Source organism: Acidovorax sp. AC410 (assembly GCF_979253235.1).
In genome coordinates this window covers 352,234-373,182 of record NZ_CEEDCG010000001.1, presented here as the reverse complement: position 1 = coordinate 373,182, position 20,949 = coordinate 352,234, and the positions used below count along the sequence as shown (strand labels likewise).

The window sequence follows — 20,949 nt, the reverse complement described above, 5'->3', positions numbered from 1 at the left end:
GCGGTGGCAGTCCCCGTGGTGCCGGTCCCCTGTCTGCACCGGTGCGGTGCGGGCTTGAGCGTGCCATGGACTGTCTTGCGCTTTCGATTCAATGTATTGCAGTAATCGGGCCAGTTCGCATCGGGTATTCCATTAATCAGAATATTTATCGAATTTATTCCGATTAATGGAATATCATGGAAGCTTCAGATGCCATCTATTCCACAGGAGCAGTGCATGGAACCAGCGTCCACCTCCACGGGCGGAGTGCCCCGCATGTTTTCCGTCATCCGGGCCCTGGCCGAGGTGCAGGCCGAGGGCGGTCGGGTCACCCAATTGGCGCGTGCCGTGGGCCTGACCCAGGGCACGACGCACCGTTTGCTGCAATCGCTGGTGGCTGAGGGCATGGCCGAGCAGGACGAGCGCAGCAAGCTCTACCGGCTGTCCATCGATTTCTTTGCACTGGCGGCCAAGGCAGGCAACCCGGGCGACCTGCGCACGCTGTGCCGGCCGGTGCTGCTGCGCCTGTGCGCCAGCCTGGGCGACAGCATCTTTCTGCTGGCGCGCAGCGGCTTCGATGCCATCTGCCTGGACCGCAGCGAGGGGCCGTTCCCCATCCGCTCATTCACGGGCGACATTGGCGGGCGCGTGGCCCTGGGGGTAGGGCAGGGCGCGCTGGCCATCCTGGCCTTTCTGCCGGAAGCCGAGCGCGAGGAGGTGATCCGCTTCAACCTGTCGCGGGTGCGAGAGTACGGCGTGTACGACGAGGTCTACCTGCGCACCGAGATCGAGCGCGTGCGCCAGCAGGGCTATGCCGGCCGCAACACGGGCCTGCTCGAAGGCATGGCAGGTGTGGCCGTGCCCATCTGCGACCGCGAAGGGCGCGCCGTGGCGGCCCTGAGCGTGGGCACCATTGCAGACCGGCTGAATGCCGACCGCATGCCCACGGTGGTGGAGTTGCTCAAGCGCGAGGCGGCGGCGATCGGGCCGAGGATCAATCCTTTCGATGCGACGCTGCGCAGGCCGGCGCAGAGCCTTTCGGGCGCACGGGGCATGCAGCAGATCCACCCCGCCGGGGGCGCAGACACGGCGCCTGCGTAACGCGCTTGCGACACTGCGGCGGGTTCATCCGATGGCAAAGCTGGCATCATTCGCCTGGCAAGGGCCGGGAAGACAGACACCCGCAAATCACGCAGCAAGAGCAGTCCGATGAAGACGCCTGGATGGAAGTTTTTATGTGCGGGGAGGGAAGATGAAGCGTGATGTTCGCCTGGCGGTGCTGCTGCTGGTCGTCGTGTACCTGTCCGTGTCGGCCACCACCGCCTGGCAGATCTGGTCGGCGCGGGAGCGTTCGCTGGCCCAGATCGACACCCAGAACCTCAACCTGGCCCAGACCCTCGATACCTACACCGAAGGAGTCTTCACGCAAAGCGCCATGCTGGCGTTGGGCCTGACCGAGCGTCTGGAAGAAGAGGGCACCGGAGCGACCCACCTGCAGCGCCTGCAGCGGCTGATCGACCAGCAGGAGCATCTGCTGCACCAGCTCAATGGCGTCGTCGTCTATGGCGCCGCAGGCAACTGGCTGATGTCCTCCACCGGGCCCGTGCCCGCGCAGGCCAGCGGTGCGGACAGGGACTTCTTTGCCCAGCACCGGGACCATCCCTCCCGGGAACCCTTCATCGGGCCTGCGATCCAGAGCCGGTCCACCGGCGACTGGGTCATCACCATCAGCCGGCGCTTTGACGACCGGGCAGGGGGCTTTGCCGGGGTCGTCGTGGTCAGCCTGGGCATCAAGAGCTTTCTGGACCTGTTTGGAAAAATCGACGTGGGCGCGCAGGGCTCCATCGGGCTGTCCACCACGGGCGGGCAGATGCTCGTGCGCTATCCCTACCGCGAGCAGGACATGGGCCGCGATTTTTCCAAATCGGCCAACTTCCAGCGCATCTATTCCGGTGGAATGTCCGGCACGGTCGCGTTCCAGTCGGGGATCGACGGCACACAGCGGCTGTATGCCTATCGCAAGAATGAGCACTATCCCGTGCTGACGACCGTGGCCGTCGGCAAGGAAGAGGCACTGGCGGGGTGGCGGCGCCAGGCGCTGCTCACGGCGGGGGTGGTCGCGGCCTTGCTGCTGGGCATTGCGCTCATCGGGTGGGGCTTGATCCTCGACATCCGCCGCCGTACCCGCGCGGAGGCCTCGCTGGTGGCAGCGCGCGAAGACCTGGTGCAGGTGAACCGCCAGCTTGCGGCACTGGCCGCGCAAGACCCGCTCACCGGACTGGCCAACCGCCGCAGCTTCGACGAGACGCTCAAGAGCGAAGCCCGGCGTGCCAGCCGCGACGGCGCACCGCTCTCGCTGCTGCTCATCGACATCGACTACTTCAAGGGCTTCAACGACACCTACGGGCATGTGGAGGGCGACGCATGCCTGCAAGCGGTGTCGGCCTGCCTGCTGCAGTATGCCAAACGCCCGGGCGACCTGGTGGCCCGCTACGGGGGGGAAGAGATGGCGATCGTTCTGCCCGATACTGGTCTTGCGGGCGCCCTCGTCGTGGCCGAGGTGGTGCGCGAGCGCATCGATGCCCTGGCCATCGCCCATGGTGCCAGCGCGTTCGGGCGGGTCACGGTCAGCGTGGGTGCCGCGGCCATGCAAGGGCCCTACGCCGAAGGCTGTGAGCGGCAACTGATCGAGGCGGCCGACAGCGCGCTGTACCGGGCCAAGGCCTCGGGCCGCAACCAGGTGCAGGCGTGATCTACGGCTCCACCGATGCCGTGGAGGCCGCCTCACCCTTCTGCCTGGCCCCCGCACATTGCGCCAGCAGCCAGTCCTTGAAGGCCTTGACCAGCGGCGTCTGCGCGCGCGCCTCGGGGTAGACGAGGTAGTAGGCCTCGCTGCTGGTGAGCACGTCGCTGGACAGGGCTACCAGGGCCCCCGAAGCGAGTTCGCCCTCGATCAGAAAGCGCGGCAGCAGCGCCGCCCCCAGGCCCGACACGGCCGCCTGCGCGATCATCGAGAACTGCTCATAGCGCGGGCCGCGCAGCGCCTGCGGCGTGGGGGCGCCTATGCGCTCGAACCATTCGGTCCATTGCGTGGGCCGGGTGTTCTGCTGCAGCAGCACGGCGTGCGCCAGGTCGGCCGGCGTGCGCAGGCCCTGCTGGGCGCGGTAGTGGGGGCTGCACACGGGGAACACCTCCTCGTGCATCAGGTACTCGCACACGGCGCCGGCCCAGTGCGGTGCGCCGAAGTGGATGGCCGCGTCCATCGGCTCCTGCGCAAAGTCGAAGGGCTCGGAGCGTGCCGAGAAGTTCACTGTGGCATCGGGGTACAGCGCCATGAAGCCCGGCAGCCGCGGAATCAGCCAGCGCGTGCCCAGGGTGGGCAGCACGGCCAGGTTGAGCAGGCCGCCCGCGCTCGAAAACGCCATGGCCTTTTGCGTGGCGGCCGACAGCTGCTGCAGCAGGGCGCGCACGTCGGCGGCATAGACGCGGCCGGCATCGGTCAGCACCACGCGCTGGCGCACACGGTGGAACAGGGCCATGCCCAATTGTTCCTCCAGCTGGCGTATCTGGCGCGAGACGGCGCTCTGCGTGAGGTGCAGCTCTTCGGCCGCGCGCGAGACACTGGTGTGGCGCGCGGCCGCCTCAAAGGCGAGCAGATCGGCCACGGGCGGCAGGAAGGCCTTGCGAAACATGGTTGTTCATGCTCCTGGAGAATGATTTTCAGGGTTTATACCGCTGGCGCACCGAGATGGTGCCAGATTGGTCCCTGAGATGGACAGAGTGCTGAGAGGACTTGATTCTATTTGCGAATCAAGTTGTTCCAATTTTTTGCTATCCGGCGTTGGGCGATTGGGCGATATTGGGCGCATTGATTTCTGGAATGCCGCCATGTCCGCACCCTCTGCCGTCTCCTCCTCCGTCGTGACCGACACCGATGCCCTGCTGCAGCGCCTGGGCGTGGCGCGCGCCGCCTATACCGGCGGTGACCTGCCGGTGCGCTCGCCCATCACCGGCGAGGCCATCGGTGCCGTACACGAGGTCTCGGCGGCCGACGCCACCGCCGCCATCGCCCGTGCGCAGGCCGCTTTCATTGCCTGGCGCCAGGTGCCGGCACCCCGGCGCGGCGAACTGGTGCGCCTGCTGGGCGAAGAACTGCGCGCCGCCAAGGACGACCTGGGCCTGCTGGTGACCATTGAAGCCGGCAAGATCCCGTCCGAAGGCCTGGGCGAGGTGCAGGAGATGATCGACATCTGCGACTTCGCCGTGGGCCTGTCGCGCCAGCTCTACGGCCTGACCATCGCTACCGAGCGCCCCGGCCACCGCATGATGGAAACCTGGCACCCGCTGGGCGTGTGCGGCGTGATCTCGGCCTTCAACTTCCCGGTGGCCGTGTGGTCGTGGAATGCGGCCCTGGCCCTGGTCTGCGGCGACTCGGTGGTGTGGAAGCCGTCCGAGAAGACGCCCCTCACGGCCCTGGCCACGCATGCCATCGCCCAGCGCGCCCTGGCCCGCTTCGGCGATGCGCCCGAAGGCCTGCTGGAGCTGCTGATCGGCCAGCGCGCCATCGGCGAGGTGCTGGTGGACGATGCCCGCGTGGCCGTGCTCTCGGCCACCGGCTCCACGGCCATGGGCCGCGCCGTCGGCCCACGCCTGGCCGCCCGTTTCGCGCGCGCCATCCTGGAGCTCGGTGGCAACAACGCCGCCATCGTCGCGCCCTCGGCCGACCTGGACCTGGCGCTGCGCGGCATCGCCTTCGCGGCCATGGGAACGGCTGGCCAGCGCTGCACCACCCTGCGCCGCCTGTTCGTGCATGACAGCATCTATGACACCCTGGTGCCCCAGCTCACCAAGGTCTACGGCAACGTGCAGGTGGGCGATCCGCGCGCCGCCGGCACCCTGGTCGGCCCGCTGATCGACCGCGGCGCCTACGACGGCATGCAGAAGGCGCTGGACGAAGCCCGCGCCCTGGATGCCAAGGTGCATGGCGGCGAGCGCGTGCAGGGCGTGGCCGGCAGCGATGCCTACTACGTGCGCCCCGCGCTGGTCGAGCTCGCACGGCACGAAGGCCCGGCCCTGCATGAGACCTTTGCGCCCATCCTCTACGTAGTGCGCTACGGCACGCTCGACGAGGCCATTGCCTGGAACAACGCCGTGGGTGCCGGGCTGTCGTCCTCGATCTTCACGCTCAACGTGCGCGAGGCCGAGCAGTTCATGTCGGCGGCCGGGTCGGACTGCGGCATCGCCAACGTCAACATCGGCCCGAGCGGCGCCGAGATCGGCGGTGCCTTCGGTGGCGAGAAGGAAACCGGTGGTGGCCGCGAAGCCGGCTCCGACAGCTGGAAGGCCTACATGCGCCGCGCCACCAACACCGTCAACTACTCCACCGCGCTGCCGCTGGCGCAAGGTGTGAAGTTCGACGTCTGAGCACTGCGCCAAATTCCGGGAGTATCAGCATGCCCATCGTGATCATCGGCGGCGGCGTGATCGGCAGTGCCATCGCGTACTTCCTCACGCAGCAGCAGCCGGGCTGCGAGGTCGTGGTGGTGGAGCGGGATCCGACGTACGCACGCGCCTCGTCGGCGCTGTCGGCCAGCTCCATCCGCCAGCAGTTCTCCACCGACATCAACGTCCTCATCTCGGCCTACGGCATCGGCTTCCTGCGCGATGTGGGCACGCTCCTGGCCTGCAACGGCGATATGCCCGACATCGGCCTGCACGAGGGCGGCTACCTTTACCTGGCCACTGCCGCCGGCGAGGCCACGCTGCGCGACAACCATGCGCTGCAAAGGCGCCATGGCGCCGACGTGGCGCTGCTCGGCCCCAGTGAACTGGCCGAGCGCTTCCCCTGGCTGGCGCTGCAGGACGTGGTGCTCGGCTCGCTCGGCCTGTCGGGCGAGGGCTGGTTCGACGGCTACCTGCTGCTGACCGCGCTGCGCAAGAAGGCCCAGAGCCAGGGCGTGCGCTACGTGGCCGACGAGGCCGTGGGCTTTGACTTGGTCACCAGCGGCGGCGTGCAGCATGTCACCGCCGTGCAGCTGCAAAGCGGCACCACGCTGCCCTGCAGCCATGCTGTGAACGCCGGTGGACCCTGGGCTGCCGCCATTGCAGGCTGGGCCGGCATTGCCTTGCCGGTGGTGGGCAAGCGCCGCACCGTGTTCCATCTTTCCAGCCCTGCCTCACTGCCACGCTGCCCGTTGCTGATCGACACCAGCGGCATCTGGCTGCGGCCCGAGGGCCAGGGCTTCATTGCCGGCTTTGCACCGCCCGCCGACCAGGACGCCGACTTCGCCCCGCTGGAGCCCGAATACCACGCGTTCGAGGAGCATGTCTGGCCCACGCTGGCCGAACGCATCCCCGGCTTTGAGGCGCTGCGCATGCAGGGCGCCTGGGCCGGCTACTACGAGATGAACAACTTCGACCACAACGCCATCGTGGGCCTCTCGCCTGCCTGCGACAACCTGGTGTTCGCCAACGGCTTTTCGGGCCACGGCCTGCAGCAGTGCCCTGCCGTGGGGCGGGGCGTGGCCGAGCTGTTGCTCACAGGCGGTTACCAGAGCCTGGACCTGTCGCCCCTGTCCATCACGCGCATTGCCGAGAACCGGCCGCTGCTGGAGAAGAACGTCATCTGACCTGGCGGCACCCCGCCGCCGCCTGCGCATTTTTTTCCCCATCGCCATCCACAACAACCACCGGAGACAACGACATGGCTTTTTCCCCCAACCGCAAAATGATGGCCGTGGCCCTGGCCGCACTGCTTTGCGCCGCAGGTGCCAGCGCCCAGACCACGCTCGAGAAGATCAAGGCCAGCGGCAAGGTCGTGCTCGGGGTGCGCGAGACCTCGCCTCCCATGGCCTATGCGCTGGGCGCCAACGAAAAATACGTGGGCTACCACGTTGAGCTGTGCGAGCGCGTGCTCAAGGAGATCGTGCCCGACGCCAAGCTCGAGTACATGGCCGTGACGGCGCAGAACACGTTGCCGCTGGTGCAGAACGGCACGCTCGACATCGGCTGCGGCCCTACCACCAACAACACCGCGCGCCAGCAGCAGGTGGCCTTTGCGGTGACCACCTATGTGAGCGAGGTGCGCATGGCGGTGCGCAAGGACTCGGACCTCAAGTCCGTCAGCCAGCTCGCGGGCCGCACCATCGCGGCGTCCACCGGCACCACCGCCGTGCAGTTGCTGCGCAAGCAGGAGCGCGCCTTGGGCGGTGCGTCCGTCAAGACCGTGCTGGGCAAGGACCACCACGAAAGCTTTTTGCTGCTCGAATCCGGCCGCGCCGATGCCTTCGTGCTCGACGACAACCTGCTGGCCGGGATGATTGCCAACGCCAAGGACCCATCGGCCTACCGCATCGTGGGCGAACCGCTGGGCGCCGAGCCGATTGCGCTGCTGTTCCGCAAGGACGACCCCAGCTTCAAGGCGGTGGTGGACGGCGTGCTCACCAAGTTGATGCAAAGCGGTGAGATGGAGAAGATCTACACCAAGTGGTTCATGGCCCCCATCCCGCCCAAGAACGTGGCCCTGAACCTGCCCCTGGGCACCACGCTGCGCCAGCTGTTCGCCGCCCCCAACGACAAGCCCCTGGAGTCCTACCAGCAATGAACGCCGCCATCCCCGCCACGGCTTTTCGCGCGGCCGACCGCATCAGCGCCATCGGCGTGTCGGACATCGTGCGCATCACCCAGGCCGCCAACGAGCTCAAGCGCCAGAGCCAGCCCGTGATCGTGCTGGGCCTGGGCGAGCCGGACTTCGATACGCCGATCCACATCCAGGAGGCCGCGCAGCAGGCCATGGCGCGGGGCGATACGCACTACACGGTGCTGGACGGCACGCCCGCGCTCAAGGCGGCCATAGCGCTCAAGTTCCGCCGCGACAACGCCCTGGAGTTTGAGGCCAGCGAGATCACGGTGGGGGCAGGTGCCAAGCAGGTCATCTACAACGCGCTGATGGCCAGCCTGAACCCCGGCGACGAGGTGATCCTGCCCGCGCCGTACTGGACCTCGTACGCCGACATGGTGCTGATCGCGGGCGGCGTGCCCGTGGTGGTGCCGTGCAGCGAGGCCAACGGCTTTCGCCTCACGGCCGGGCAGCTCGACGCCGCGATCACGCCGCGCACGCGCTGGGTGTTCATCAACTCCCCTTCCAACCCCAGCGGCACGGCCTACAGCGCCGAGCAGTTGAAACCCATCATGGAGGTGGTGCTGCGCCACCCGCAGGTCTGGGTGCTGGCGGACGACATCTACGAACACATCCTGTACGACGGCCATGCGTTTGCCACGCCGGCCGTGGTGATGCCCGCGCTGCGCGAGCGCACGCTCACCGTCAACGGCGTCTCCAAGTCGTACGCCATGACGGGCTGGCGCATCGGCTACGGCGCGGGCCCGCGCGCACTGATCGCGGCCATGGCCGTGGTGCAGAGCCAGGCCACCTCGTGCGCCTCGTCCATCAGCCAGGCGGCGGCCGTGGCGGCGCTCACCGGCCCGCAGGACATCGTGGCCGAGCGCTGCCGCGAGTTCCAGGCGCGGCGCGACCTGGTGGTGGCTTCGCTCAACGCATCGCCCGGGCTGCGCTGCCGGGTGCCCGAAGGGGCCTTCTACACCTTTGCCAGCTGCGAAGGCGCGCTGGGCCGCACCACGCCGGGCGGTGCCATGCTGCGCAGCGATGCGGATTTTTGCGACTACCTGCTGCGGGAGTTCCACGTGGCGGTGGTCCCTGGCAGCGTGCTGGGGCTGGCGCCGTACTTCCGGATCTCGTACGCTGCGTCCATGGCCGACCTGCAGGAAGCCTGCGCGCGCATCCGCCGCGCGTGCGAGGCGCTGCGCTGACGTTTTTTGATTGTTGTTTGTTTCTCTCGTTCCGGAATCCTGACATGACCACGCCTTCCTCCTCCAGCCATACCGCCAGCCGCACGGGCGGCCAGATCCTGGTCCAGCAGCTCATCACCCATGGCGTGAAGCAGCTGTTCTGCGTGCCCGGTGAAAGCTACCTGGCCGTGCTGGATGCGCTGCACGACGCCGACATCGCCGTCACCGTCTGCCGCCAGGAGGGCGGCGCGGCCATGATGGCCGAGGCCCAGGGCAAGCTCACGGGCCAGCCCGGCATCTGCTTCGTCACGCGCGGGCCGGGCGCCACCAATGCCTCGGCCGGGGTACACATCGCGCACCAGGACTCGACGCCGCTGATCCTGTTCGTGGGCCAGGTGGCGCGCGGGGCGCTCGGGCGCGAGGCCTTCCAGGAGCTGGACTACGGCGCCGTCTTTGGCACCATGGCCAAGTGGGTGGTGCAGATCGACGACCCGGCGCGTGTACCCGAACTGATCTCGCGTGCCTTCCATGTCGCCACCTCGGGCCGCCCCGGCCCGGTGGTGGTGGCGCTGCCTGAGGACATGCTGACCGAGGCCGCCAGCGTGGCCGACGCGCTGCCCTACCAGGTGGCCGAAACCCACCCCGGCGCCGCGCAGATGGCCGAGCTGGCCGAGCGCCTGCGCAACGCGCAGCAGCCCGTGGCCATTCTGGGCGGTAGCCGCTGGTCCGAGCAGGCCGTGCGCGAATTCACGGCCTTTGCCGAGGCTTGGTCGCTGCCCGTGTACTGCTCCTTCCGCCGGCAGATGCTGTTCCCGGCCACGCACGCCTGCTATGGCGGCGACCTGGGCCTGGGGGTGAACCCCAAGCTGCTGGCGCGCATCCGCGCGTCGGACCTGGTGCTGGTGGTCGGCGGGCGCCTGTCCGAGGTGCCTTCGCAAGGCTACGAGCTGTTCGCCATTCCCAACCCCGTGCAGCCCATCGTGCATGTGCTCGCCGATGCGGACGAGCTGGGCCGGCTCTACCGTCCGGCGCAACCGATCCATGCGACGCCCCAGGCCTTCACCGCCGCGCTGGCGGCGGTGCGCCCCCCAGCCGCCGTGCCCTGGAAGGCCCATGCCGAGGCCGCCCATGCCGACTACCTGGCCTGGAGCGATACCGCGCCCATCCGCATCCCCGGCGACCTGCAGATGGGCCAGGTGATGCAGCACTTGAAGGAGGTGCTGCCGGCCGACACCATCTTCTGCAACGGCGCGGGCAATTTTGCGACCTGGATCCACCGCTTCTGGCCCTTCACCAGCTTTGCCAGCCAGCTGGCGCCGACCAGTGGTTCCATGGGCTACGGCCTGCCGGCCGGCGTGGGTGGCAAGCGCCTGTGGCCGCAGCGCGAGGTGGTGGTCTTCGCCGGTGATGGCGACTTCCTGATGCACGGCCAGGAGTTCGCCACCGCCGTGCAATACGGCCTGCCGATCATCGTGGTGCTGCTGGACAACGCCATGTACGGCACCATCCGCATGCACCAGGAGCGCGAGTACCCGGGCCGCGTGAGCGCCACCGCGCTCAAGAACCCCGACTTCAAGGCCTACGCCCAGGCCTTCGGTGGCCATGGTGAGCGTGTGACCACCACCGAGGAGTTCGGACCCGCGCTGGCCCGTGCGCGCGCCAGCGGCCTGCCCAGCGTGCTGCACTGCCTGATCGACCCCGAGGCGATCACGCCCACGGGCACGCTGCAGGGCCTGCGCAACGCGGCACTCGCCAAGAAGTAATTCCGCTGCCCCAACCCTGTTGTCGGCTGGGCGGCTGACAGCAGGGTGGCGGCGCTTTTGCGCACAATGGAGGCCGTGACCTCCCCTCCGCCCGACGGGCCTTCCGCGCCGCGCCTGCGCCGCATCGCGCACCTGGACATGGATGCCTTCTTCGCATCCGTGGAGCTGCTGCGCTACCCGCAGCTCAAGGGCCTGGCCGTGGTCATCGGCGGCGGGCGGCGCAAGGTGGACGAACTGCTGCACCAGACCCCTGACGGCACGGGCCTGCGCGAGCCGCATTTCATCCCGGTGGCCGACTTTCCCCTGCTCAAGGACTATGTGGGCCGCGGCGTCATCACGACGGCGACCTACGCGGCGCGGCAGTTCGGTGTGGGCTCGGCCATGGGCATGATGAAGGCGGCCAAACTCTGCCCCCAGGCCATCGTGCTGCCCGTCGATTTCGACGAGGTGCGCCGCTTCTCGCGCCTGTTCAAGAGCACCATCACCGACATCGCGCCCGTGATGCAGGACCGGGGGGTGGACGAGGTCTACATCGACTTCACCGATGTGCCCGGTGGCCAGCGCGAAGGGGGCCGGGTGCTGGCGCGGCTGATCCAGAAAAGCATCTTCGACGTGACGGGGCTGACCTGCTCCATCGGCGTGGCGCCCAACCGGCTCTTGGCCAAGATGGCCAGCGAGTTCAACAAGCCCAATGGCATCTCCATCGTCTATGAGAACGAGCTTGAGACGAAGATCTGGCCGCTCAACGTGCGCAAGATCAATGGCATCGGCCCCAAGGCGGGCGAGAAGCTCGCGTCTCTGGGCATACAGACCATTGGCCAACTGGCTTCGCAGGACCCGCAGTGGCTGATCGAGCGCTTCGGCAAGTCGAGCGGCGCCTGGATGCACCGCGTGGCCTGGGGCCGCGACGACAGTCCCGTGGTCACCGAGAGCGAGCCCGTGAGCATGAGCCGCGAGACGACCTTCGACCGCGATCTGCATGCCGTGCGCGACAAGGCCGAGCTCGGCCGCATCTTCACCGACCTGTGCGAGCGCGTGGCTGCCGACCTGCAGCGCAAGGGCTACGTGGGCAAGACCATCGGCATCAAGCTGCGCTACGACGACTTCAAGATCGCCACGCGCGACCAGACAGTGGACCGCTACACCCAGGACGCGGGCACCATCCGCCGCACGGCCGGCCTGTGCCTCAAGCGGGTGCCGCTGGACCGCAAGCTGCGCCTGCTGGGCGTGCGCGTGGGCACGCTGGAGCGCGAGGGCGAGGTGCCCGACGGCCCGCCCGAACCACGCGCCCCCCGGGTGCGCGAGGCCGACCCGCACACCCGACCGCTGTTCTGAGGGCCGACGGACGGGGGGCTTGACGAAGTCTTACGTCAAACTTACACTGATCATTCCTCTGGCGGGAGATGGTCATGACGCTCAACGAGCTCCAGCGCATCAAGCAATGGCATGTGGAACACCGGGTGGAGCACCCGCTGGAATACCACCTGTGGGATCTGGTGCTCACGCTCTGGCTCATGGGCTGGGTGGGCTGGCTGCCCGCCTGTGCCTTTGGCGAGGCCTGGGCCATGCCCTTGTGTTTTGCCGGGACCCTGTTGCCCAGCCTGTATGTGGCGTGGCGCACCCGTGCGCACCGCCTGCACCAATTGCGATGCGACTGGCTGGGCAAGCAAATCGGTCCCTCCTGAATCCCCCAGGCCTTGGAACCTGTTCACGATCCCCTGCGAGATCGTGGGCTGATTCTCACTGCCGCGCCGTGCGCACGTTGCCCGGCAGGGCCTGCGGGTGGCTGGTGCGCAGCGGGTTGATGTCCAGGCCGCCGCGGCGTGTGTAGCGCGCGTAGACCGTGAGCTTGAGCGGCTTGCAGCGCGTCCACAGATCCATGAAGATGCGCTCCACGCACTGCTCGTGGAACTCGTTGTGGTTGCGAAAGCTCACCAGGTACTGCAGCAGCCCTTCCTGGTCGATGGGGGCGCCCGTGTAGCGGATCTGCACGCTGCCCCAGTCGGGCTGGCCTGTCACCAGGCAGTTGCTCTTGAGCAAGTTGCTGGTGAGCACTTCGGTGATGGCGGGCTCGTCATGGACGGCGTGCAGCAGTTCGGGTGCGGGCTGGTACTTCGTACACTCCACGTCCAGGCGGTCCAGGCTCAGGCCGTCGAGTTCGTGTACGGGTTCCTGGTCGAACAGCTCCGGCAGCAGCAGCCGCACGCCCACCGTGGCCGGGTGCTCGGCACCGCGCCAGACGGCCTCGCTCACATCGGTACGGATGCGCGCCTGCACCTCGGAGGCATCGGCAAAGCGCGTGTTGTTGAAGCTGTTCAGGTAGAGCTTGAAGGACTTGCTCTCGACGATGTTCGGTGTCTCGCAGGGGATGGTGATGTGTACCAGGGCCACCTGCGGCTTGCCGCGCTGGTTGAGCCACGACAGTTCGAACGCCGTCCACAGGTCGGCGCCAAAAAAGGGCGGGGCTGCGGTGATGCCGATCTCGGCGCGCTTGCCCGCGCGCGGGATGGGGAACAGCAGCGAGGCATCGTACTGGTCCACATAGGCAGAGGTCTTGCCCAACTGGGATTGTTCGGGGGTGTTGTCGTTCATGGGGGTCCCTGGTCCTTCTGGGTGGTGGTACCGCTTCACTTGAATTCGCGCTCGCGCAGCCACTTGGTGGCGATCCACTTCTCACCGGCAATCACGGGTGCGCCGCCATGCAGCGTGCGGGTGGAGGGGTGGGCGCGTTCGTAGCTGAAGAACACGGCATTGCCGCGCTGCGGCCCCACTTCGACATGCACGTCGGGGAAGGTGGTGCCGCCGCCCTTTTCGGGCGTATTGAGGTACATCACGAGCGTGCCCACGCGCTGCCCGCCGCGCTTCAAGATGGTGGGCGTGCCTGGCTCGCCCGGGTCGAAGTAGTCGTAGTGCGGCTTGTACTCGGCACCGGGGCGGTAGTGCAGTACCTGCAGGCCCTCGCCGTTCTCGATGGGCCAGTCCAGCAGGCGGGCGATGCGCTCCTCGATGCGTTGCACCACCGGGTTCTCGCCGCGCTGGAAGAACATGCCGTCGCTGGTGCGGTCGTCGTTGACCTCTTCGCCGCCGGTCTTGGTGGCCACCGTGAGCGAGCGCGCCATGCGCGGCTCAGCCGCCGCGATCAGGGCATCGCATTCCTCGGGGGAGAGCAGGTTGCCGAAGACCACGATGCGCGGCTTGGCCATGGACAGCAGGATGTTCACTGCGCGGTCGCCGGCATCGATCTGGGCCGGCGATTCGTCCAGGGGCGGCTCGGGCACCTTCACGGCGGGCGGCTGGCCCTGCTGTTCGGCCAGCGCGTTGAGGTGGTCCTGCAGCGTGATTTCCAGCGCCTCGGCGGCTGTGTCCTCGTTCCAGCCGGCATCGCGCATGGACTGCAGCACCACGGGGGCGGCGAAGCCGGCCTCGGCCTGTTCGATGATCCAGCGGCGCAACTCGGGCGTGATCGCCTGGCGTGCTGCGGTGGTGGTGGCGGTGGACGGCGACTGTTCGGAAGACGATGCCATGGCAGATCTCACACGTTGGTCTTGCGCCGGAATACCAGGCGCTCGGGGTCGGAGGCGGCGGGAGCAAAAGTGTAGCCTTCCAGGTCAAAGCCCTGAAGGCCGTGCGGGGTCGCCAGGCGGTGGCTCACGGCGTAGCGCGCCATGAGCCCGCGCGCGCGCTTGGCGTGGAAGCTGATGATCTTGTAGACGCCGCCCTTCCAGTCCTCGAAGACGCACTCCACCACGCGCGCCTTGAGGGCCTTGGTGTCCACGGCCTTGAAGTATTCCTGCGAGGCGAGGTTCACCACCACCGGCGTGGTGTCCGCTCGCAATCGCTTGTTCAGGTGCTCCGAGATGCGGCTGCCCCAGTATTGGTAAAGGTTGCTGCCGGCATCGGTGGCCAGGCGTGTGCCCATCTCCAGGCGGTAGGGCTGCATCCGGTCGAGCGGGCGCAGCATGCCGTACAGGCCGCTCAGGATGCACACATGGTCTTGTGCCCATTGCAGGTCTTCGCTGCCCAGCGAGCGCGCATTGAGGCCTTCATAGACATCGCCATTGAAGGCCAGCAGGGCCTGGCGCGAGTTGCTGGCAGTGAAGCGCGGCTTCCAGGCCTGGTAGCGCGCCACGTTCAGGGCCGCGAGCGGGTCGCTCAGCGACATCAGCGTGGCAATGTCCTGGTGCGACTTTTCGCGCAGCACCTTGATCAGTGTCGTGGCCTCTGGCACGAACTGCGGCAGCGTGTGCGGCAGGTCCGGAGGCAGCGGGGTTTCATAGTCCAGCGACTTGGCGGGAGACAGCAGGAACAGCATGGTGGCGTGGTGGTTCGTCGAGGTCGAACAGAAGGAAGGTGGGGCTCGGAGGCCGTGGCCGCAAGGATACCGGCATCGGCCGCGCGCCAGCGCAAACGCGCGGCCCAAAAGCAAGAAGGCGGCCGAGGCCGCCTTCTTGTGCGCTCACCGCATCAGGCGGCAGGTGGCTGCTCGAACGGGAGCTTCATCGCCGAGAGGTCGCGGCGGGTTTCCACCAGCACCAGCGGGCCCTCGTCGGCCACCACCACGGGCGGACGCTCGCGCGGCACGTGGATGGGCTTGGGCTCTGCCGCGATCGCGGCCTGCACGGCGGCGATCTTTGCGGCATCGGAGTTCACCCACTGCAGGCCCGACGACTCGGCGACTTGCTGCAACTCGCCGAGCGGCAGGGTGAAGGCCTGCACACGCGGCAGGCCCGCTGCCGGGGCTGCGACCGGTGCCGGCGCAGCCGCGACGGGTGCTGCTGCGACAGGGGCCGGGGCCACAGGTGCGGGCGCCACGGGTGCGGGGGCTGCGACGACGGGTGCAACTGCCGGCACGACCGAGGCAGGGGCAACCGGGGCAGGCGCCACGGGAGCCACAGCCACGGGGGCTGGCGCGCTGTCCTGGACGGGGGCTGCCACAGGTGCCGTGCCTTGCGCGGCGGTGGGTGCCGGTGCGTTGAAGTAGCTGCGGCGTGGCGCTTCGTCCTGGGGCTCGGCCGTTGTTGGGGCCGGAACCGACGAGGTATCGAAGTCCAGCAGAGGCGCTGCAGGTGCGGCTGCTGCCTCGGCGTTGTCGCGTGGACCGCGCTCGCCACGTTCGCGGCGGTCACGGCCATAGCGGTCGCGCGAGCGGCGCTCGCGGCGCTGCTCTTCGCTGCCCGCAGCGGCGTTGGCCGACTCATTGCCGGTCAGGTCCAGGTCGGGCAGCAGTGCCAGCGGCGAGGTATCGGCAAAGTCGCCTGCCGGTGCCGTGGCTTCCGTGCCCTCGGCGTTGCGGGGCGCACGCTCGCCGCGTTCACCACGCTCGCGGCGGCCGGAGCCGTCGCCGCGTTCGCGGCGGGGGCCGCGCTCGCTGCGTTCGCCACGGGGAGCATGGCCGGCGGCGGCGTCGGCGCCACTGCCGATCGGGCCTTCCACCTGGGCGCCTGCCACAGCAACTGCCTGCTCGCCATTCAGGGCGGTGCCGTTGGCCTGGTTGCGGCCTTCGCCATCGTTGCGGCCACGGCCATTGCGGCCGCCGCGTCCTTCACGGCCCTCGCGGCCTTCGCCCTCGGGGCGGCGTTCGCCGCCTTCGCGCGGCGGACGATTGCCCTGGCCTTCGGCGTCGCGCGGTGCGCGGCCTTCGGCCGGGCGTTCGCCGCGGCGGCCACGGCCTTCTGCGGCGCCTTCGCGGTTGCCACCGTCACGGCCTGCGCCTTCGCGCTGGCCATCGCTGCGGCCGGGTGCGTCGCGGTTGCTGCGGCGTCCGCCACGGCCTTCGCCGCGGCCATCACGGCGTGGTTCGCGGGCAGTGGTTTCCGCTGCGGGTGCGGCTGCCGGGGCTGGGGCGGCCACTGGGGCAGGCGCTGCTGGCTTGTCACCGAAGCCAAAGAAGCCCTTGATGAAGGCCAGGATGCCTTGCTCCTGGGGCGCGGCCGGGGCCGCAGCGGGTGCCGGTGCGGGCGTGGGGGCTGCAGCAGCTGGCGTGGCGGCAGGGCGTTGGCCCTGGCCGGTGCGCGGTGGGCGGGCCGCGCCTTCGGGGCGGGGTTCGACCTGGGGTGCCGGTGCGTCGGGCAGCACGCCCTTGATCACCGGGGTCTGCTTGTTGGTGGGCTCCTGCGAGCGGCGTGTCACGGCCGTGGGGTCTTCCACTTCTTCGGCGAGCTTGTAGCTGGCTTCGATGTGGTCCAGGCGCGGGTCGTCGTGCTTCAGGCGTTCCAGGCGGTAGTTGGGGGTTTCCAGCGTCTTGTTGGGAACCATCAGCACGGCCACGCGCTGCTTGAGTTCGATCTTGGCGATCTCGGTGCGCTTTTCGTTGAGCAGGAACGAGGCCACTTCCACCGGCACCTGGCAGTGTACGGCGGCCGTGTTGTCCTTCATCGACTCTTCCTGGATGATGCGCAGGATCTGCAGCGCCGAGGATTCGGTGTCGCGGATGTGGCCCGAGCCACCGCAGCGCGGGCAGGGGATGGACGAACCTTCGGACAGCGCGGGCTTGAGGCGCTGGCGGCTCATCTCCATGAGGCCGAACTTGCTGATGGTGCCGAACTGCACGCGGGCGCGGTCCTGGCGCAGCGCGTCGCGCAGGCGGTTTTCCACTTCGCGGCGGTTCTTGCTCTCCTCCATGTCGATGAAGTCGATCACGATCAGGCCGCCCAGGTCGCGCAGGCGCATCTGGCGCGCCACTTCGTCGGCGGCTTCCAGGTTGGTGCGGGTGGCGGTTTCCTCGATGTCACCGCCCTTGATGGCGCGGGCCGAGTTCACGTCCACGCTGACCAGCGCTTCGGTGTGGTCGATCACGATGGCGCCGCCCGAGGGCAGTTGCACGGTGCGGGCGTAGGCCGACTCGATCTGGTGCTCGATCTGGAAGCGGCTGAACAGGGCGGCGTCGTCGCGGTAGCGCTTCACGCGGGCGGCATGCTCGGGCATGACGTGCGCCATGAACTGCTGCGCCTGTTCGTAGATGTCGTCGGTATCGATGAGGATGTCACCGATGTCGTTGTTGAAGTAGTCGCGGATGGCGCGGATGACGAGGCTCGATTCCTGGTAGATCAGGAAGGCGCCCTTTCCGCCCTTGGCGGCGCCGTCGATGGCGTTCCACAGCTTGAGCAGGTAGTTCAGGTCCCACTGCAGCTCGGGCGCGGTGCGGCCGATGCCGGCGGTGCGCGCGATGATGGACATGCCGTTCGGGTATTCGAGCTGGTCCATCGCCTCCTTGAGCTCGGCACGGTCCTCGCCCTCGATGCGGCGCGAAACGCCACCACCACGGGGGTTGTTGGGCATCAGCACCACGTAGCGGCCAGCCAGCGAGACAAAGGTGGTCAGGGCCGCGCCCTTGTTGCCGCGTTCTTCCTTCTCGACCTGGACCAGCAGTTCCTGGCCTTCGCGGATCACTTCATTGATGCGCGCCTGGCTGGGCGAGACGCCCGGGGCGAAATAGCTGCGCGAGATTTCCTTGAACGGCAGGAAGCCGTGGCGGTCTTCGCCGTAGTCGACGAAGCAGGCTTCCAGCGAAGGCTCGACGCGCGTGACGACGGCCTTGTAGATGTTGCCCTTGCGCTGCTCGCGCCCCTCGATCTCGATCTCGTAGTCGAGGAGCTTTTGTCCGTCGACGATGGCCAGGCGCCGTTCTTCGGGCTGCGTGGCGTTGATGAGCATCCGCTTCATGATGCGATTCCTTCTTGTGTTTCGCGGAGGGCAGCGGCGCAGCCAACACAGCTGCAGCGGGCTGCCACCCGCAGTTCCAAAACAATGAACAAGCTCTACAGGAGCTGTGAATGCCTGGACTGACGCATCGAAACGAAGGGAATTGCCGGGGATGCCGAAAGCCTGCCGCGCGTTAGCGCGGCAGCGAAAGGCAGGGGCGCATGGAAGGGGGCGAGTGGGAGAGGCGCAGTTTTGCCACGAACAAGGTGGCTGGTTGCGCTGGCCGGACGGTTGTTGCAGGCAATTGCGCGCGCATGGCCAGGGGCATGCGCCACCGCCACAAGGTCACAATCCAAGCCATCAACAACCACATGCTCGCTTCGATCCGCTGGCAGACCTTGCCCTGGTGGGGCGCATCTGCCAGCTTGGGGGATTCCGTATCAGTGTTTCAATCTGTCAGCCCGCCGGCTGGCACCCAGGCCATTGCAGGCATCTGGCCTGCAATCTGCGTGGGCGACACCCGCTGGCATCGACCTGCCTGCGCCCGTGTGGCGGTCGTGTGGACTAAACTCCAGACAAATCAACCACTTACACAGCAACGCGCAGGTGAAACACATTATAGGGGGCAAACCGCCGTCCGGCCCCGCCCCGGCTTCCAACCCTCCCGCCGCCCGGCTCGTCGAGGTCGATGAGGACTCTGCAGGCCAGCGCCTCGATAACTTTTTGATACGCCACCTCAAGGGCGTGCCCAAGACGCATGTCTACCGCATCATCCGCAGCGGCGAGGTGCGCATCAACAAGGGCCGCGCCAGCGCCGATACCCGCGTGGAAGCGGGCGATCTGGTGCGCCTGCCGCCCGTGCGCATCTCCGACAAGGTGGCCGAGAAGGCCGAGCGGCCTGCGCCCGCGCGCGAATTCCCCATCCTGCTCGAAGACGAGCACGTGATCGCAATCGACAAGCCCGCGGGCGTGGCCGTGCATGGCGGCAGCGGGGTGAGCTTTGGCGTGATCGAGCAGTTGCGCCAGGCGCGACCCGCCGCGAAGTTCCTGGAGCTGGTGCACCGGCTGGACCGGGACACCTCGGGCATTTTGCTGGTGGCCAAGAAGCGCTCGGCGCTCACCCACCTGCAGGACCAGTTCCGCGAGCGCGAAACCGGCAAGATCTACCTGGCGCTGGTCACCGGGGTGTGGACCGCCAGCAACAAGGTCATCGACCTGCCGCTGCACAAGTATTTGCAGGCCGACGGCGAACGCCGGGTGCGCGTGACCACGGCCGACGACCCTGACGGCATGCGCTCCATCACCCTGGTCAAGGTGCGCCAGGCCGTGCCGGCGCGCCAGGAAAAAGGCCTGCCGGCCATGACGCTGCTGGAGGTGACCATCAAGACCGGGCGCACGCACCAGATCCGGGTGCATCTGGCCAGCCAGGGGCATGCCATCGTCGGCGACGACAAGTACGGCGATTTCGAGTTGAACAAACGCTTGCAGAAGCTGGGCATGCGGCGCATGTTCCTGCACGCGTGGCGGTTACAGTTCAACCACCCGGCCAGTGGTGAGCGCGTGGCGCTCAATGCCCAACTGCCGCCCGAGCTGGCCGATTTCGTTCCCTCTGCCTGAGTGCCTTGTCCCATGCGTCCCACGCCCCGTCCCCGCCGTTTCGACCTGATTGCCTTTGACTGGGATGGCACCCTGTTCGACTCCACGCAGATCATCGTGCGCTGCATCCAGGCGGCCGTGAAGGACGTGGGCGGCACCGTGCCCACGGACCAGGCGGCCTCGTACGTGATCGGCATGGCCCTGATGCAGGCGCTGGCCCATGCCGCGCCCGACGTGCCGCCCGAAAAGTACCCTGAGCTGGCCAACCGCTACCGTTTCCACTATCTGCAGCACCAGGATGACCTGAGCCTCTTCGAGGGCGTGCTGCCCATGCTGGCCGACCTGCGCGATGCCGGGCATCTGCTCACGGTGGCCACCGGCAAGAGCCGGCGTGGACTGGACGATGTGCTGCACTCCAAGGACCTCAAGGGCGTGTTCGATGGTTCGCGCACCGCCGACCAGACGGCCGGCAAGCCCCACCCACTGATGCTGCAGGAGTTGATGGCCGAGTTCGACGTGCTGCCCGAGCGTGTCCTGATGGTCGGCGACACCACGCACGACCTGCAGATGGCGCTGAACGCCGGCTGCGCCAGCGTGGGCGTGAGCTACGGCGCCCATGAGCCCGACGCCTTCCACGTGCTGCAGCCGCTGGCGGTGGCGCACTCCGTGCGCGAACTGCACGACTGGCTGCTGGCCAACGGCTGATCTGTACCCCTCCCCGCCGCCGCCGCTGTCCTGCCATGACCCCTGCCGAATCCACCCCCATTGCCCTGTGCAACAGCGCCGACCTGGCGGACGGCGGGCTTGCGGTGCCATTTGACGTGACCTATGCAGGCCAGACCTGCCGGGCCTTTGCCATCCGCTACCGCGGGGCGCCGCATGCCTACCTCAACCGCTGCACGCATGTGGCGATGGAGATGGATTACCAGCCCGATCGATTTTTCGACGATTCGGGCAACTGGCTGCTGTGCGCCACGCATGGCGCGGCCTACCTGCCCGATACGGGCCAGTGCGCGGGCGGGCCTTGCCGGGGCGGCCTGGTGAAGATAGCCCTGTCGGAGTCCGATGGCGTTGTGCGCTGGCATACTGCGTACAACCTGCAGCCCGTCGAGTTCTAGATGAACCGCGCGGGCGCGCCCTGTTTTCCCGCATCCATGCCCGCCAT

The 20,949-nt window shown here is 67.9% G+C and carries 17 protein-coding genes; 12 read left to right on the top strand and 5 right to left on the bottom strand.

Going from position 1 to position 20,949, the window contains the following annotated elements:
- The first annotated feature begins 216 nt into the window (after nt 1-216).
- Together AC0IZS_RS01685 and AC0IZS_RS01680 are read left to right on the top strand one after the other, a co-directional pair.
- Complete coding sequence (locus AC0IZS_RS01685; protein WP_471634058.1) at nt 217-1,080, top strand: IclR family transcriptional regulator; 864 nt, start codon at nt 217-219, stop codon at nt 1,078-1,080.
- A gap of 151 nt (nt 1,081-1,231) precedes the next feature.
- Nucleotides 1,232-2,731 carry a GGDEF domain-containing protein gene (locus AC0IZS_RS01680; RefSeq protein WP_471634057.1) on the top strand — a complete coding sequence of 500 codons (1,500 nt, stop codon included), beginning with the start codon at nt 1,232-1,234 and terminating at the stop codon, nt 2,729-2,731.
- A 1-nt stretch (nt 2,732) separates the two neighbouring features.
- Here the strand turns inward: AC0IZS_RS01680 and AC0IZS_RS01675 are convergent, their stop codons facing one another.
- Nucleotides 2,733-3,671 carry a LysR family transcriptional regulator gene (locus tag AC0IZS_RS01675; protein ID WP_471634056.1) on the bottom strand — a complete coding sequence of 313 codons (939 nt, stop codon included), beginning with the start codon at nt 3,669-3,671 and terminating at the stop codon, nt 2,733-2,735.
- A gap of 196 nt (nt 3,672-3,867) precedes the next feature.
- Between AC0IZS_RS01675 and amaB the strand changes: the two genes are divergently transcribed.
- From amaB to AC0IZS_RS01640, 7 genes are all read left to right on the top strand, one after another.
- The gene (amaB, locus tag AC0IZS_RS01670; RefSeq protein WP_471634055.1) at nt 3,868-5,403 is read left to right on the top strand and encodes an L-piperidine-6-carboxylate dehydrogenase; all 1,536 of its coding nucleotides are present in this window, start codon (nt 3,868-3,870) and stop codon (nt 5,401-5,403) included.
- A 29-nt stretch (nt 5,404-5,432) separates the two neighbouring features.
- On the top strand, nt 5,433-6,608 hold the full coding sequence (locus AC0IZS_RS01665) for an NAD(P)/FAD-dependent oxidoreductase (protein ID WP_471634054.1): 1,176 nt from the start codon (nt 5,433-5,435) through the stop codon (nt 6,606-6,608).
- 74 nt (nt 6,609-6,682) lie between these two features.
- The gene (locus AC0IZS_RS01660; RefSeq protein ID WP_471634053.1) at nt 6,683-7,582 is read left to right on the top strand and encodes an amino acid ABC transporter substrate-binding protein; all 900 of its coding nucleotides are present in this window, start codon (nt 6,683-6,685) and stop codon (nt 7,580-7,582) included.
- The gene (locus AC0IZS_RS01655) at nt 7,579-8,805 is read left to right on the top strand and encodes a pyridoxal phosphate-dependent aminotransferase (RefSeq protein ID WP_471634052.1); all 1,227 of its coding nucleotides are present in this window, start codon (nt 7,579-7,581) and stop codon (nt 8,803-8,805) included. The genes AC0IZS_RS01660 and AC0IZS_RS01655 overlap by 4 nt, the downstream gene beginning before the upstream one ends.
- Before the next feature lie 44 nt (nt 8,806-8,849).
- Nucleotides 8,850-10,547: a thiamine pyrophosphate-binding protein gene (locus tag AC0IZS_RS01650; protein ID WP_471634051.1), complete on the top strand. Its 1,698-nt coding sequence runs from the start codon at nt 8,850-8,852 to the stop codon at nt 10,545-10,547.
- A gap of 66 nt (nt 10,548-10,613) precedes the next feature.
- On the top strand, nt 10,614-11,882 hold the full coding sequence (locus AC0IZS_RS01645; RefSeq protein WP_471634050.1) for a Y-family DNA polymerase: 1,269 nt from the start codon (nt 10,614-10,616) through the stop codon (nt 11,880-11,882).
- A gap of 74 nt (nt 11,883-11,956) precedes the next feature.
- Nucleotides 11,957-12,232 carry a hypothetical protein gene (locus tag AC0IZS_RS01640; protein WP_471634049.1) on the top strand — a complete coding sequence of 92 codons (276 nt, stop codon included), beginning with the start codon at nt 11,957-11,959 and terminating at the stop codon, nt 12,230-12,232.
- Nucleotides 12,233-12,287: 55 nt separating this feature from the next.
- On the opposite strand, the gene queF is transcribed toward AC0IZS_RS01640, so the two are convergent.
- The 4 genes from queF to AC0IZS_RS01620 all read right to left on the bottom strand — a co-directional run bounded on the left by queF (nt 12,288) and on the right by AC0IZS_RS01620 (nt 18,209).
- Complete coding sequence (gene queF, locus AC0IZS_RS01635) at nt 12,288-13,139, bottom strand: NADPH-dependent 7-cyano-7-deazaguanine reductase QueF (RefSeq protein ID WP_471634048.1); 852 nt, start codon at nt 13,137-13,139, stop codon at nt 12,288-12,290.
- Between the two features lie 35 nt (nt 13,140-13,174).
- A complete protein-coding gene (locus AC0IZS_RS01630) occupies nt 13,175-14,071 on the bottom strand; it encodes a 2OG-Fe(II) oxygenase (protein ID WP_322596639.1) in 897 nt (298 codons plus the stop codon).
- 8 nt (nt 14,072-14,079) lie between these two features.
- Nucleotides 14,080-14,859: a peroxide stress protein YaaA gene (gene yaaA, locus AC0IZS_RS01625; protein ID WP_471634047.1), complete on the bottom strand. Its 780-nt coding sequence runs from the start codon at nt 14,857-14,859 to the stop codon at nt 14,080-14,082.
- Nucleotides 14,860-15,011: 152 nt separating this feature from the next.
- Nucleotides 15,012-18,209 carry an Rne/Rng family ribonuclease gene (locus AC0IZS_RS01620; RefSeq protein ID WP_471634046.1) on the bottom strand — a complete coding sequence of 1,066 codons (3,198 nt, stop codon included), beginning with the start codon at nt 18,207-18,209 and terminating at the stop codon, nt 15,012-15,014.
- 585 nt (nt 18,210-18,794) lie between these two features.
- Between AC0IZS_RS01620 and AC0IZS_RS01615 the strand changes: the two genes are divergently transcribed.
- The 3 genes from AC0IZS_RS01615 to AC0IZS_RS01605 are packed head-to-tail and all read left to right on the top strand — an operon-like array spanning nt 18,795 to nt 20,902.
- The gene (locus tag AC0IZS_RS01615; RefSeq protein ID WP_471634045.1) at nt 18,795-19,805 is read left to right on the top strand and encodes an RluA family pseudouridine synthase; all 1,011 of its coding nucleotides are present in this window, start codon (nt 18,795-18,797) and stop codon (nt 19,803-19,805) included.
- Nucleotides 19,806-19,817: 12 nt separating this feature from the next.
- Nucleotides 19,818-20,489: an HAD family hydrolase gene (locus AC0IZS_RS01610; RefSeq protein ID WP_471634044.1), complete on the top strand. Its 672-nt coding sequence runs from the start codon at nt 19,818-19,820 to the stop codon at nt 20,487-20,489.
- 35 nt (nt 20,490-20,524) lie between these two features.
- The gene (locus AC0IZS_RS01605) at nt 20,525-20,902 is read left to right on the top strand and encodes a Rieske (2Fe-2S) protein (protein ID WP_471634043.1); all 378 of its coding nucleotides are present in this window, start codon (nt 20,525-20,527) and stop codon (nt 20,900-20,902) included.
- The last annotated feature ends 47 nt before the right edge of the window (nt 20,903-20,949 follow it).